This window comes from Virgibacillus necropolis, from assembly GCF_002224365.1.
Classification (GTDB): domain Bacteria; phylum Bacillota; class Bacilli; order Bacillales; family Amphibacillaceae; genus Virgibacillus_F; species Virgibacillus_F necropolis.
Genome location: NZ_CP022437.1, coordinates 856,298 through 870,887 on the forward strand (window position 1 = coordinate 856,298; position 14,590 = coordinate 870,887).

Genomic DNA, 14,590 nt, shown 5'->3' on the forward strand with positions numbered 1-14,590 from the left:
GGTTGGAAAATGTCGAATGTTATTTTAGAGGTAAAGAATTTAGAAGTTCAATTTCGTACAGGTTCTACTATTACAACAGCAGTAAACGATGTTAGCTTTACATTAGATAGAAAAGAAAACATCGGAATAGTAGGAGAATCTGGGTCAGGTAAAAGTGTAACGGCAACTTCTTTATTGCGCCTTATACCTAATCCCCCCGGAAAAATATCAAATGGAAATATATTCTTTGAAGGTAAAGATATACTTACATTACCTGATAAAGAAATGAGAGACATACGTGGGAATGAAATATCAATGATTTTCCAGGATCCTACAACAAGTTTAAATCCAGTGTTTACAGTGGGAAACCAAATTATTGAGTCAATTAAAACACATGAGGACATTTCAAAAAAAGAAGCAAAACAGAAAGCATTAGAAATGTTGGAGTTAGTGGGGATACCTGCACCAAAAAAACGAATTAATATGTACCCACATGAGTTTTCGGGTGGAATGAGGCAACGCGTAATGATTGCTATCGCCCTTGCCTGCAACCCTAAATTATTAATAGCTGATGAACCTACTACTGCATTAGATGTTACTGTACAAGCACAAATACTTGATCTTATGAAAAACTTACAAAATAAATTGGATACATCGATTGTAATGATTACCCATGACCTTGGTGTAGTTTGGGAAACATGTGACAAATTATTGGTAATGTATGCAGGAAATATAGTTGAATCAGGTAATGTAAATGATATTTACGATAACCCTTTACACCCCTATACCTGGGGATTACTTGATTCCCAGATTACAAAAAGTACGCCTGATGATAAAAGTCTTTCTACAATTGCGGGAAGTCCCCCTGATTTAAGCCAGGAAACAACAGGATGTCCATTTGCAGCAAGATGCCCATACGCACAGGATGTATGCTTCTCAGAAAGACCCGAAAGAAAGGAAATTGAAAAAAACCATTTTGTTTCTTGTCATTTTCAAACGAAGGAAAATCAATTAGAAAGGAAGGTGTAAGAAAATCATGACAGAAGCAATATTAAAGGTTAGAAACCTAAAAAAGCATTTTCCATTAAGTAGCCCAATCCCTTTTAAAAAGTCGAGGCAAAGTGTTAAAGCAGTTGATGGTTTGGATTTTGATGTCTATCCTGGCGAGACACTTGGAGTCGTAGGTGAATCAGGCTGTGGGAAGTCTACAATGGCCAGATTAGTGAACCAATTAATTACACCTTCTGAAGGTATTGTTGAATTTAAGGGTAAAAATTTGGTTCATATGGGTAAAGAAGATTTAAGAGTTTCCAGAAAATCTATTCAAATGATTTTTCAAAACCCATATGCATCATTAAGCCCGAGAAAAAATGTAGGGCAGTTAATTGCAGAGCCACTCGTTATTTTTAACGTTGGAGATGCTGAATCGAGAAATAAACGAGTTTCTGATTTACTGGAGATCGTTGGTCTAAAAAAGTACCATGCTAGAAGATATCCACACGAGTTCTCCGGTGGGCAACGGCAACGGATTAATATTGCCAGGGCTCTAGCATTAAACCCGGAGATCATCATTTGTGATGAGGCTGTTTCAGCATTGGATGTTTCTGTTCAAGCACAGATTATCAATCTATTAAAAGACCTGCAAAAAGAATTCAATTTAACTTATATTTTTATTTCCCATGATTTAAATGTTGTTCGGTATACTTGTGACCGTATTGCGGTAATGTATTTAGGCAAAATTGTAGAAATAGGGACATACAAAGATATATATGAGAATCCTGCACATCCCTACACAAAAGCTTTATTATCTGCAATACCTAAAGAAAGCCCACACGGAGATAAGGATCAAATTATCCTAAAAGGATCTGTTCCAAGTCCCATTAATCCACCATCTGGTTGCCCTTTTCACGAAAGATGTCCAGTTGCAATGGAAAAATGCAAAACGGTTGTACCAGAGTTTATAAATGTAGGCAATGGACATGAAGCATCATGCCATTTATTAAACGAAAAACAGGAGGAACGGTTATACCAGAGTTTATAGATATAGACAATGGACATGAGGCATCATGCCATTTATGAAACAAAAATAGGAGGAATTTTAATGTCGTTAAAATATGTTATGGAAGTTTATGAAATGTTGGATAGTATTCATGTATCAGGTGAAGATGTAAAAAAATATTTAAGTAATTTAAGTAACATTGGAAATATAGATGTTCAAACAGTTGAGGGAGAAAAAGGAACAACTGACTTTATTAAGATTACTATACCTGGTAATAGCGGGAAACTACAAGGGGGAAATGCACCTACGCTTGGTGTTATTGGGCGTCTAGGAGGAATTGGTGCACGACCTGAGATGAAGGGATTTGTTTCTGATGGTGATGGGGCATTATCTTGCATTGCCTCAGCTGCAAAGCTACTAGCGATGATTGGAAATGGAGATAGTTTGAGGGGAGATGTTATTTTAACCACCCATATTTGTCCAACTGCACCTACATTACCACATGATCCAGTCCCGTTCATGAATTCTCCTGTAGATATTTTAACGATGAATCAACATGAAGTTACTGAAGATATGGACGCAATTTTATCAATTGATACAACGAAAGGAAATAACATTACTAACCACAAAGGTTTTGCGATTACACCAACAGTCAAAGAAGGATATATTTTAAAATTAAGTGATGATTTATTACACATATATAGTCAATCAGCTGGTATACCACCAGTTACAATGCCCATTACAATGCAGGATATAACACCTTATGGGAATGGGCTGCACCATATTAACAGTATTCTTCAACCTTCTGTAGCAACGGAAAAACCAGTAGTGGGTGTTGCAATTACTACAGAAACAGCTGTAGCAGGCTGTAGTACTGGCGCAACTCATTTGGTCGACGTAGAACAGGTTGTACGCTTTGTTATTGAAGTTACCAAGCTATTTGGGGAAAATAAGTGTTCATTCTTTGATAAAAAGGAATTCACTCATTTGGAATCTTTATATGGAAAAATGACGCAGCTGCAAACAAGAGGAAATGAAGAGGTGGCAAAATGATGAATAAAAATAAGTTGAAGCAAAAGTTAATTGATGAAGTAGAGGAAAATAAAGCAGAACTAATTAACCTTTGTAGCTCTTTAATAAAAATCCCAAGTGAAAATCCACCAGGTGATTCAACAGAAGCTAGCCAGTTCATTGCCGATTATCTTGGGCAATTTGATTTAGAAGTAGAGTGGCATGAATCAAGTGATAAAATGTTTAATCTTATCTCTAGTATCGGTAATTCAGATCAAGGGAAGCATTTAATTTATTGTGGTCATACAGATGTTGTTCCTGCAGGGAATTTAACAAAGTGGGATTTCAACCCATTTTCAGGTGAAGTAAAGGATGGCTGGATGCTCGGCAGAGGAGCTAGTGATATGAAAGCTGGTTTATCAGGACTAATCTTTGCTTTTGCATTGCTAAAGCGACTTCAAATTGACTTACCTGGTAAACTTTCCTTGGCTATTGTACCTGATGAAGAAACTGGTGGCGACTTTGGTGTTCCGTGGTTACTTAAAAATAGAATAATTCATGGAGATGGATGTTTGATTGCAGAACCTTCCTCACCCTACAATCCTACTATCGGACAGAAGGGGTCTTACTGGTTTGAATTGGAGGTTTTTGGAGTGCCAGGACATGGAAGTTTATCTCCTTTAGCCGGTAATAATGCGATTACCGATGCAGTAAAAGCAATTGAACAAATTCAACAGCTTTGGGATATCAATATTGAAATTCCAAAAGAGGTTCAACCGTTAATTGAAGTATCTAAACGTTACATGCGAGAGGTTGAAAAAGATAGAGAAAAGTTCCAATCTGTACTTGAACACATTAGTGTTAACATTGGGACAATTGAAGGTGGAACTAAGTCTAATGTTATTCCGGAAAGCTGTAAGGTGCAGATAGATTGTAGGCTGCCATTTGGTATCTCGGAAGAAGAAGTATCTACTTTTATAAAGAATAAATTAGAAACCTTAGATATAGATTATGTGATAAGACCGTTTGGATTTAGAAGCGATGCTAATTATACTGATGCAGAAAACCCAGTATGTAAAGCAATAACAGAAAATATTACGTTTGTAACGAAACATGAGGCATATGGTGTTATGCAATGGGCCAGTAGTGATGCTAAACATTTCAGAGAATACGATATTCCAGTTCTCCAATATGGACCAGCTTTTTTACCAAGCATACATGGATATAATGAAAAAGTTGAAGTCGAACAAATAATAAGATGTGCTAAAGTATATGTGGCTGCGGTAATCGACTACCTTTATGCTGAATAGTTTATTATATAAAGGAGTCTAATTTTCTTGTATTTGATTTACACCAAATTCCTATCTGTATATAGTTTGTAACCTATTGAATTAACCATTATAGTTTTATAGGATAGCCAAATTATAGTTTAATAGATATTGACTATAATAATTAACCTAATGATAGGAGTAATTTAAATGCTTAAAACTGTAAACTTAACGCTTGAAATCTTAAAAATGTTTACACGTGAAAAACCTGAATGGGGTGGGCGAGAGCTCGCCCACCAGATGGAATTAAATCATACCAAAGTTTACCGTATATTAGAAACCTTGACTAAAAATAGCTTTCTTAAAAAAGACCCAGTTACTAAGGATTACACTTTGGGAATAGCACTATGGGAACTTGGTGCAATCATGTATGAAGGTCTTAATGTGAAAGAATTGATTCGTCCCATATTGGAAAAACTATGCGAGGATACAGGAGAATCCGTATTTTTAACAATCTTGGATAAAGAAGAAGGGGTAACTCTTGATACGGTAGAACCAGAAGATAAAGTAAAGTTTTCAGTTTCAATTGGGAGTAGAGCACCCCTTTATGTAGGTGCATCCTATAGATCCATTTTAAGTTATAAGTCAGAGGAGTTCATAGAAAATATTATAGGAGATCAAGAGTTAAAAAAATATACCAAAAGAACAATGAACGATCCTGGTGGACTAAAAAATGAGTTAAAAAAAATTAAAAAAGAGGGTTGGGCACTAAGCCAGGGAGAATATACCGAAGATGTTCTTGCTCTCGCTGTACCACTTTTTGATAATAATGTTGTGATAGGCTCAGTTACATTGTCAGGTCCAACTTATCGGCTATCGAATAAGAAAATCAAAGGTTACTTACCTTTATTGAAAGAAACAAGGGATGAAATTGAATTTGTTGTAACGAAAAATCAATTAAAATTAATGATGTAAGGTAAAATTGGAAAAGGGAATGATTATATGCGAAAGCTTATTCAACTGGCAAAGTCAATTTTGAATAATAATTTGCAACTGAATAAAATGGATCAACTATTAATTGTAACAGATAGTGAATTGATGAATATTGCGGAATACTTTTATCAAGCTGGTGTTGAAATGGGTAATGAAACCCTACTGACGAAAATGATTACCAGGTCAAAGTCCGGGGAAGAACCGCCAACGGTTGTTGGGGAAGCAATGAAGTCATCGGATGTGGTTCTTTGTATTACGAAACATTCACTTACACATACAAAGGCAAGAAAGCAAGCTTCCCTATCCGGTGCACGTATTGCCACAATGCCAGGAATTACTTTGGACATGCTACAAGAGGGGGCAATTTTAGCAAATTATAAAGAAGTCGAGAAATTGACCTATGAATATTGTGAACTGCTGGATAAGGGTGAACAGGTCACAATCATAAAAGAACATACTTCATTATCCTTTTCTATCAAGGGTCGAAAAGGAATTCCGAGTACAGGCGTTTTTTATGAAAGAGGGGATTCAGGGAATCTTCCATCAGGCGAAAGCTACATAGCACCAATAGAGGAATCGGCTAACGGAAAGATTATGATTGATGGTTCAATTTCTGGAATAGGTATTTTAAATGAAGCAATTGTATTAACAATTAAAAATGGCAGATTAATTGAAGCTAGCGGAGCCAAGGGAAAACATTTATTAGAATTACTTGGTGAAGGAAAAGGGAGAACAATTGCCGAACTTGGAATTGGTACAAATAGAAGTGCGCGTTTGACTGGTAATGTATTAGAAGATGAGAAAGTTGCCGGTACCGTACATATTGCTTTTGGAAGTAATAAATCTTTTGGTGGAAAGACCGAGGCAGGCGTGCATATTGACTGTGTTATAAAAGAACCAAAACTTTACATAGATGGTAAGGAAATAAGAACGGGTTAAGTATTATACGGGCTTAAATTGTATGGAATGTATGGATCACATACAGTTTCAGTAAAATGGTGAAGAAAAACGAAGTGAACGACACGATTTCCGAAAGAAGAGAAGGAAACTATCCTTTTGTTTCAGTGATTTACATTTTGAAAGGTTGGTCATAATGGACTCTCCGTCAGCGGATTCCAACTTGTTTTTGAGAAAAGAGATTTTTCCATATTTCAGGGATAGTTGAGACATAAAATATGGATGCAAGCCGCCATCTTTATGGACACCTTCTGTATAATTTATTTGCACAATACTGTGCAAATCTTATACAGAAGGTTTTTTAATGATCAAACACCTTGAAATTCTTCGGCTTCATGCGCAAGACCCCAGTAATAAAGGTATTGCCTTAATTTGCAGCTTTTTCAAGAACACAATTAGTGATGTTGCCGATTGGTATTAACATAGTGAGAAAACAAAAGGCGCTATTAAATCCATCTCGTAGCAGAACAGATGATGAGTTATTGAAAAAAACGTACAATTTAGGAATTGCGGATATCTATACTGATAATAAAGGACTTATTAAAAGAAAAAAGAAAATTAACAGTGAAATAAAATAACCCATTAAGTTAGCGCCTAAGTTTTTAAAAGCTGCTTGGGTTATCTTTATTTTAGTTTCTGGTACCTGTCACTTCCTAAGGCATCTTTTTAATCTTTACCATGCATAGCCATCAGAAGGAGTCCACGAAACTCAGTATTCCGTAACTTTTTCCTAACTTGTTTTGACCAGCTTTTCACAGCATCCACGGTAGTATTTTCCTGAGTGGCAAGATCTTTTAATGGCATACCGTCAATCACGGCATAATAAAGCCATTTCCATTGATTTGTTGTTAAATGGGATTGAACTTGTTTCCAAAATGAAGAGTTGTCCAATAAAGTAGGACTAGCCGGACTGGAGGATGAAGGTGCGGTCCTTTCTGTGGTATTTTCCTGAACATATTTTTGTACTTGCTCTGTGTAACGGCTTTGTTTGCGGAGTATATCAATGAGACGGTTGCGGATTGTATAGTTGAAGTAGGTTGCCAGTGTCCCTTTGTCAGGGTTGTAGGTTTCATATGCATTCCACATGGCGCAGAGGCCTTCCTGAAAGAATTCTTGGTGAGGGTCATGGATATTTAGTTTATGGATCTGGTTATGAATGCGTCGTTCGTTTTGCTGGAAAATGTCTTCAAATGAGTAGTTTGTTGTCATGGTATGACTCCTTTAGGATGAGATAAAGGTGGGAGTGTGGAAAGGTTTTGCTTAGAAGCTATGGGAGGGCTACGCTTGGCTATCTTTGTAGAGTTGTTTCATTTCCTCATGAAACTTACAAGGAAGATCTAAGATTACGGCCAACTTTGCATATGTAGAATATGTTGTATCACTTTCGCCGCGTTCAATGCGCCCAAGGTGATTCGCACTCATATCTAATCTCTCTGCTAGTTTTTCGATGGTGAGTGACGTGTCTTGTCGATATTTTCTTAGATGTTGTCCTAACAGTTGTTGAAGCTGATTATCTTCCACACGAATCCCCCTTTTCAGAATTATTATCCTTTGAAGGGGGAGAAAGGTACACAACATATATGTGGTATTTTGATTTGTTTTACTCAAAGGCTTGTGTGGAGTGTGGATACTTATTGAAATAGCGTTTTTGTGAGAGAGTGGGTTGGGAAGGTACAGATTTTTTTCTTGGATTGACTGGGATAGGGACTTTCCGTTTGAACCCGGTTTAATGAATCGTAGTGGTTTTTCTTGCTATATACGTCCATAAGTCGAGCGGTGTTTTAAAGATGGTGGATGAATAAGTAAGGACCTCCAGAAATTTAGCCACATAAGTCCTAATTCCTCCATGCCTAGCACACCCATAATGTATTAGCTAGCTGGGGTTTAGTCACTTCCCTTATGGTGCGCCAGATTTTATTGAATATAGTATCTTCAGTTGGGTCTACACTCTGGTTTGAAGTTTCAGTTAAGCAAGCAATTTGATAAATTGGTGACTGATTTCCGCGCCGAGATTGGACGATTATATATCCTTTTTTCTTTAATTCTTTTCGTGCACGATTAATCGCGCTTTCAGATAAACTTGATTTCGTACGAAGAGTTATTGTTGGAACAGTGAATTCCTTCATCCAAGCTGTTCGACAGTTTATATGCATCAGGCTATGCCATAAAGATATAGCTGCATCAGACAGAGGTTGCACCTCTATCCTGTTATAAAATCCATCCATTTGTTTAACATAATCCATTATTTCCACCCTTTCGAATAGTATGTATTTCCACTAATACAATCGAATGGCAATCGGAAGAGGTGGCGTTGAGTTTTAAACAGCGGGATAGTACGTATGCGCGGAATTGTATCTAAATGGAGGGTTCGGAAGAATAAAACGCCAATGGCAAGTTACCAAGCAATCATAAAAAGCGGTGCAAGAATAGCATCTGGTAAGGCAATAAATATGGATTTTGATGAGAGGAAGAAACTCTTATTTAAATATGCCGAAGTAAGTGAGTATAATAAGTTACGCAATGAAAGGTAACGGAACGAAGGTTGATGGTGTGTACCTTTTGCCTGTTTCCGATGAGGAAATTGCAAAGGTGTATGAGATGATAGCGATAGCTGGAGTTAAACCTTTTATATTTAAGAGACCTATGCAGATTAATTATTGGGTAGGTGGGGTTTTTAACATCTGCATACTTATTTACCAATCCTTAGGATTGTAATTGTAGTTTGGACAGAACGTAGTTGTAAAACGTACTTTCTATTCTATTCTTTTGTCCTTTAAAGTAATTGCGTAACCTCCCGTTTAATTGATAAGAAGATTATCACATGGTAGACAGGAAAAACGGAGATGGTATTAAAGAGGATAGTACGCCTACTACCCCTCTTTAATTTTTTAAGTTTGGTAGTTTGTATTGCGTTATTTTATGAGTTCTTCTAGCTATACTTCTAACCAATTATTTAAACTATGTAAGTTATTGTTTCTTCAAAAGTATTCATTATTACCTACAAAGCTCTACTTCCTTGTTTTTCTAATCTTGCACGCTTAACTTCATCCATAAATATTTTTGCACGCCCAGGATCTATTGGATTTTTCATGTCCCCATTTTTGATCCATGTAGCAACGCAAACTCCATCATATTGTTGCAATAAACCGAAAACATTATCGCCGGTTGCTCCGCCTCCGAGAAAAATTGGAGTATTATTTACTTTTGTTCTTGCTTTGTTTACTAGTTCAAGACTTTCTTTTGGACTTTTTCCAGCAATAAATAAACCATCCGCAAAAGCCTCATGTACAGATTCCCAAGCAGCGTCCTCAATAGGTTTCCTGCCAAGTGGAACTCCATGGACTTCATAAACATCCGCATAAACCGGAACATCACTTTTTATTCTTTTTCGTAATTCAGCTATTTCAACACATTGTGCTTGTAACAGCCCAGCACTCGTTACTTCTACACCTGTAAATAAATGTTCAACTCGGACGAAATCTGCACCAGTAGCGTCAGCAACTGAAAGGCCGGCTACCCCATCCCAGTTCATTAATATTCCCAAAGCTAATTCAGGGAAGTTTCTTTTTATTTCGTAACCAATTTTCGTCATATAGGCAATAGCCTCTGAAGAAGAAACTTGTTTGATCGGCATATCGTTCATATTTTGAAGTACAATTCCATCAAATCCATTCTCAGCCACCATTTCAGTCTCCTTTAGGGCTTGGTACGAAATGTCGTCTATTTTTTCATTTGCATGTCTATAACTTCCGGGTAAAGGATTTGGTTGAATCATAGAAAATGCTAAACAATTAGGGTTCAATAGGTCTGCCATGATATTAATTTCCACCTTTCAAACTATTATAGTAATTGATACTCGTTTCGAATAATTGATTTGCTGGAATTATTCCTTTTTCTGTGATGAAAGCTGTTATATATTTAGCTTCTACACCTAATAATTCAGGGCAAATAAAATCTACCTTTTCTTTTTCATTGTGGTTCCAATTACTAGTTAGTCTGTCCTTTAAGTCATTTTGCACAAGTCCTTTTTTATAGCCATGAACTGAGCGAACATCGATCTTTATTAAAGGTGTAAGTACATAGAGTGGGACATTTAATTCCTTGCATACTAGTCCTACAATATCTGAACCAGTGGTGTTAAACATAGTTCCATCTGGAAAAAATGTTTCTGATCCTAAGAATGCACCATCACAATCCTTCAAAAAGTACATGATTGCGACATCTGGGATAAACTTAACTTTGTGTCCAGCATCAAGACATGTTTTAACAAAGGCATGCCCACCATCAATAGTTCTACTCTCGGGTATTATTACTGATAATTTTCCACTTTCAGGTTTGGTTTCTTTAAGGAACTTATCAACTGTACTTGAATAATCAAAAACCATAATCGTCTTCATTGATTTTGCAATTTTAGCCCCATAATCTACAACACGGTTAAGGGCTTCTTGAGAGCTTGTTAAAAAACTATTTTTCATTTGAATAATAGTTTTTATTGCTTCATCAATTTCTAAATTTCTTACATTATCTACGTCTTTAATCATTATATTTATTGCATTAGCGATTGCCTGACTTGCCTCACCCCTTGTCGTAATAAAGAATTGCGAAACGGAAAGAATATCATCTATTATTGAGTCAACTGTTGAATCGTTTCTTTTTCCTTCTAACACAATGGATTCAATCATCTCACCTATCATATTGATATGTTTGCTTGCTCCTAGCACTCTTTGGAAAACAATGTCATCAAATAATTCCTTGCTATTTTCGGGTAATATATTTCTTGTTTGATCAATATTCATGATTTAGTCTCACGCTCCTTTTTATGGTTGTTTTTAATAGCCTAAATTTACAAACGCTTTATTTTATTAAATTAAAGTAATTAGTCAATTAATCAAAAACTAATTTGTTTTAGCTCTTCGTCAAAGTCTTTGTACTCCTGAAGAGTTGGCAGTGAAGTTTGAGCGCCTTTTTTAGTAACTGCAAGAGCGGCTACTTTTACAGCATTTCTTACTGAAAGGTCTAAATCTCCAAATTTCAACCAAAATGTTGAGACAGCTGCTACAAAACAGTCCCCAGCAGCTGTTGAATCAACAACATTAACGGTTGGAGCAGAATAATGCTTGGTAAGGTATTGATCTTTGAAAACGGCGCCCGAACTTCCTAATGTTATAACTACATTATTAATTCCTAATTTCGAAATGACTCCAGCCGCAGTTTCAGCGGTTTCTACTGAGGATACTTCCATATCCGATAGGTACGAAGCCTCTGTTTCATTTACAATTAGCAAATCCACCAATTTTAAAATTTCGTTCTCAATTTCTACGATCGGAGCCAAATTTAAAATTACCTTTTTTTCTAATCTAGAGACCTTTTCAATTATATATTCTGCGACTTGTTTTTCCATCTCCAACTGAAGAATTGCTCCTTGAGCTTGTTTTAATTTGTTTTCAGACTTATCTATATCATTCTTACTTAGCGAATCATTTGCTCCTATATGGGTAACGATCGTATTCTCCCCCTGGGGATTTACACTTACCATCGCAATCCCAGTCTGATAATTTGGGGTTATCCAAACGTTGTCATCATCTACTCCAGATTCCTGAAGTTTAGATTTCATAAGTTGCCCAATTTGGTCATCACCAACCCGACCAACCATTGCTGTTTTAGCTGTTAATTTAGCTGCAGCAACTGCTTGGTTTGCAGCTTTACCACCAGGTCCTATACTAAAATTACTAGAAGCCACTGTTTCACCAAGCGAGGGTAATTTTTTTACATATCCAACATAATCCATGTTTAGGCTTCCATATACAATCAAGTCTAAATTATTTACCAATTTATTTACCACCTTTCTATAACGAAAATTTTTAGCTAACTAATACCCATTGTGGAAAAAGAAGAATTATGTAAAATCTTTTGTAAACTGTACGGTACTAACTTTATATTATGAAGTCTAGAACAACTTAAAAAGATTAAAATCTCTGATGTCTTTTCTTCCTTAAAGGTCATGACATTATGATGTATTATTTAAATTAACAGTATTATAAGAATCTATTTAAGTCAAGAAAATTTAGCGAATCAATTTTAAATCAGCCAATATCGCTAGAAATTTTGCAGTATGCTAACATTTAATACAGCAATAATTGTTATTACAATATTTTTAAAAATAAAAAACTATTGACGGAAGAATATAATCATTGTAATATATGTCATGACAACACTATGATGTTATGTTTCTATTAAGTTGTGAAATGAGGGGTTATATGATTTCAGTTAGTCGTCAAAATCCGCTTGCTTTATATATTCAATTAAAAGAGCTGATTATTGATAAGATAGAAGGAGGGGAATGGAAGCAAGGTGAAATGATTCCTAGAGAGTTAGATTTGCAACAGATGTACAACGTAAGTAGAACTACTGTACGTCAGGCGTTAACCGAGTTAGTTTTTGAAGGAAAGCTAGAAAGGATTCAAGGAAAAGGGACGTTCGTTGCTGAAAAAAAACTTGAACCTATTAGACCTGAGTTAACTGGATTTACTCAGGATATGGAGGAAAAAGGCCATAAAGTTCAATCAATTATATTATTTAAGGATATCGTTGTACCGAATAAAAAGGTGCAAAGGATTTTAAAATTAGGAACTCAAGATAAGGTATGGAAGCTAGATAGGATTAGACTAGTAGACGGTCTACCTATTGGTTATCATGAAACATTTATAAACATTAGTTTAACTCCAAATGCAGAATTAGATAAATATAATTTTGCATCGGAATCCTTATATCAGGCATTAGTCAAAGAAGAAATCCTGTTAGGTGATTCAGAAGAAACTGTTGAAGCAAATTTTCCAAATGAGGTGCATTCAAAAATGTTAGGAATAGAAACTCCCACACCTGTACTTGAAATTATGAGAACTTCCAATTTAAAAGATGGCAGACCTTATGAGTTTTCTAACATGGTTTATAGAGCTGACAAATATAAGTACTCGATAAAATTAAAACATCAATAAAATATTACGTTGTATAATTGTGATTATTTATTTCTTTAAATAACGCAACTATATAACTTTACGGAAAATGAAAGCGCTAAACTACATTCGATAGATTATAGGTAGATCAGATTAATATTAGAAGGGACGATTAATATGTTAAAAACTGTAGTTGTCAAATATCTAAATGCAGAGGACTTTAGAGAATTTGGGAAAGTGATCGATATTCCAAACACTCCTCCACCAAAAACGGGAGAAGGTTGGGATTGTTGGAATTATCTTGCAATGATGGATACCTCAGTACCTATGGGAATGGGACTTGTTAACACGAAAGAACGTAACTTCTGTGTGGAGGCTATGGAACGTCATGTTAGTAGAGAAGAATTACTAATTCCATTGGAAGAGGAAATTATCCAACCAGTCGCAATTTGTCAGGATATAAATGATCCCGAGGAAAGACCTGATTCTAATACTGTCCAGTGTTTCCGTATTAAGCCAGGGCAAGGAATTATTATCAACAAAGGAGTATGGCATAGCCCAGCCTATCCAGTTAGTGGTGACACTACTTATCTTTTCGCTATTGAGAAAAAACCGGATAAATTTGGTGATGAAATGGTGAATCCTTGGTCTCAATTTCAGAAGGGCGAAAAAGTAGGGTTTAAATTCTGAGGTCAATATATAGTACAGCTGAACTTAGAATCAGAAAAGTTAATAGTAATATAAAACAACTGCTATTGCGCAAACAATTATCTGAATTTACGGAAGGGAGAATTAATTATGAAAAACAATAAACTAGGTTTAATTATTTTTTTAATTCCCATTGGAATTGCTGTGAATTTTGTCGGTGGTCAAATTGCAGTATTGTTAAAACTGCCATTATTTCTAGATTCAATAGGTACTTTTACAATAGGTGCAATTTGTGGGGGAATACCTGGTATGATTGTAGGCTTGATTACATGTCTTAGTATTTCCATTACAAATCCGCAAACTCTTTTCTACCTCACCAATTACCTTTTAGTAGGTTTGCTAGCTGGATACCTAGGTAAAAAGGGTGTATTTACCGTTTTATGGAAAACGTTATTGGGAGGTGTGTTAATTGGTATCCTTGCTGGCGTATCAGGTACTTTAATATCATATTTTCTGTTTAATGGCTTCGGCATTAGTGGTACGGGGGTAATTGCAGGAATATTGATGTCATCGGGTCTACCAGTTTGGGTCAGTGCATTAATTTCAAATATGTCAGCAGATATTATCGACAAAGTTCCGACGGCTTTTATAGTCTATCTAATTATTAAGAATATACCTCGGAAGACACTGGTGAAACTTCCACAAGGTCGTATATTTTTAAAGGCGGGCTAGGCACCTTAGTTAGTTAGGATAAAGAGTTAGACAAAAATGTTGTTGGAAAG

16 protein-coding genes are annotated in these 14,590 nt (G+C 35.8%); 10 read left to right on the top strand and 6 right to left on the bottom strand.

Going from position 1 to position 14,590, the window contains the following annotated elements:
• Positions 1-9: 9 nt before the first annotated feature.
• From CFK40_RS04060 to CFK40_RS04085, 6 genes are all read left to right on the top strand, one after another.
• Positions 10-1,008 (top strand): ABC transporter ATP-binding protein, encoded by a 999-nt coding sequence (locus tag CFK40_RS04060; RefSeq protein WP_089530827.1) that lies wholly within the window; start codon positions 10-12, stop codon positions 1,006-1,008.
• Positions 1,009-1,015: 7 nt separating this feature from the next.
• Positions 1,016-2,020: an ABC transporter ATP-binding protein gene (locus tag CFK40_RS04065; RefSeq protein ID WP_089530829.1), complete on the top strand. Its 1,005-nt coding sequence runs from the start codon at positions 1,016-1,018 to the stop codon at positions 2,018-2,020.
• 60 nt (positions 2,021-2,080) lie between these two features.
• Entirely contained in the window at positions 2,081-3,031 is a 951-nt protein-coding gene (locus tag CFK40_RS04070) for a DUF1177 domain-containing protein (protein WP_089534282.1), read from the top strand.
• A complete protein-coding gene (locus CFK40_RS04075) occupies positions 3,028-4,299 on the top strand; it encodes a M20 family metallopeptidase (protein ID WP_089530830.1) in 1,272 nt (423 codons plus the stop codon). Before CFK40_RS04070 ends, CFK40_RS04075 begins: the two co-directional genes overlap by 4 nt.
• 168 nt (positions 4,300-4,467) lie before the next feature.
• Positions 4,468-5,232, top strand: a complete 765-nt coding sequence (locus tag CFK40_RS04080; protein ID WP_089530832.1) for an IclR family transcriptional regulator — start codon at positions 4,468-4,470, stop codon at positions 5,230-5,232.
• Positions 5,233-5,259: 27 nt separating this feature from the next.
• Positions 5,260-6,189, top strand: coding sequence for an aminopeptidase (locus tag CFK40_RS04085; protein WP_089530834.1), 930 nt, complete (start codon positions 5,260-5,262; stop codon positions 6,187-6,189).
• Between the two features lie 684 nt (positions 6,190-6,873).
• Here the strand turns inward: CFK40_RS04085 and CFK40_RS04095 are convergent.
• From CFK40_RS04095 to CFK40_RS04105, 3 genes are all read right to left on the bottom strand, one after another.
• Entirely contained in the window at positions 6,874-7,416 is a 543-nt protein-coding gene (locus tag CFK40_RS04095) for a sigma-70 family RNA polymerase sigma factor (RefSeq protein ID WP_089530837.1), read from the bottom strand.
• Positions 7,417-7,485: 69 nt separating this feature from the next.
• Positions 7,486-7,728, bottom strand: a complete 243-nt coding sequence (locus CFK40_RS04100) for a helix-turn-helix domain-containing protein (RefSeq protein ID WP_161493820.1) — start codon at positions 7,726-7,728, stop codon at positions 7,486-7,488.
• Positions 7,729-8,057: 329 nt separating this feature from the next.
• Positions 8,058-8,450, bottom strand: coding sequence for a helix-turn-helix domain-containing protein (locus CFK40_RS04105; protein ID WP_089530840.1), 393 nt, complete (start codon positions 8,448-8,450; stop codon positions 8,058-8,060).
• A gap of 96 nt (positions 8,451-8,546) precedes the next feature.
• Between CFK40_RS04105 and CFK40_RS04110 the strand changes: the two genes are divergently transcribed.
• Positions 8,547-8,738: a hypothetical protein gene (locus CFK40_RS04110; protein WP_089530842.1), complete on the top strand. Its 192-nt coding sequence runs from the start codon at positions 8,547-8,549 to the stop codon at positions 8,736-8,738.
• 467 nt (positions 8,739-9,205) lie between these two features.
• Here CFK40_RS04110 and CFK40_RS04120 read toward each other — a convergent pair whose 3' ends face one another.
• From CFK40_RS04120 to CFK40_RS04130, 3 genes are all read right to left on the bottom strand, one after another.
• Complete coding sequence (locus CFK40_RS04120; protein ID WP_089530845.1) at positions 9,206-10,021, bottom strand: BtpA/SgcQ family protein; 816 nt, start codon at positions 10,019-10,021, stop codon at positions 9,206-9,208.
• Positions 10,022-10,025: 4 nt separating this feature from the next.
• Positions 10,026-11,003 (bottom strand): IF-2B domain-containing protein, encoded by a 978-nt coding sequence (locus CFK40_RS04125; protein WP_089530847.1) that lies wholly within the window; start codon positions 11,001-11,003, stop codon positions 10,026-10,028.
• 92 nt (positions 11,004-11,095) lie between these two features.
• On the bottom strand, positions 11,096-12,037 hold the full coding sequence (locus CFK40_RS04130; RefSeq protein ID WP_089530849.1) for a ribokinase: 942 nt from the start codon (positions 12,035-12,037) through the stop codon (positions 11,096-11,098).
• A 427-nt stretch (positions 12,038-12,464) separates the two neighbouring features.
• On the opposite strand from CFK40_RS04130, the gene CFK40_RS04135 reads away from it, so the two are divergent.
• From CFK40_RS04135 to CFK40_RS04145, 3 genes are all read left to right on the top strand, one after another.
• On the top strand, positions 12,465-13,202 hold the full coding sequence (locus CFK40_RS04135; protein WP_161493821.1) for a GntR family transcriptional regulator: 738 nt from the start codon (positions 12,465-12,467) through the stop codon (positions 13,200-13,202).
• 135 nt (positions 13,203-13,337) lie between these two features.
• The gene (locus tag CFK40_RS04140; RefSeq protein ID WP_089530853.1) at positions 13,338-13,850 is read left to right on the top strand and encodes an ureidoglycolate lyase; all 513 of its coding nucleotides are present in this window, start codon (positions 13,338-13,340) and stop codon (positions 13,848-13,850) included.
• A gap of 108 nt (positions 13,851-13,958) precedes the next feature.
• Positions 13,959-14,540, top strand: a complete 582-nt coding sequence (locus tag CFK40_RS04145; protein ID WP_089530854.1) for a hypothetical protein — start codon at positions 13,959-13,961, stop codon at positions 14,538-14,540.
• The last annotated feature ends 50 nt before the right edge of the window (positions 14,541-14,590 follow it).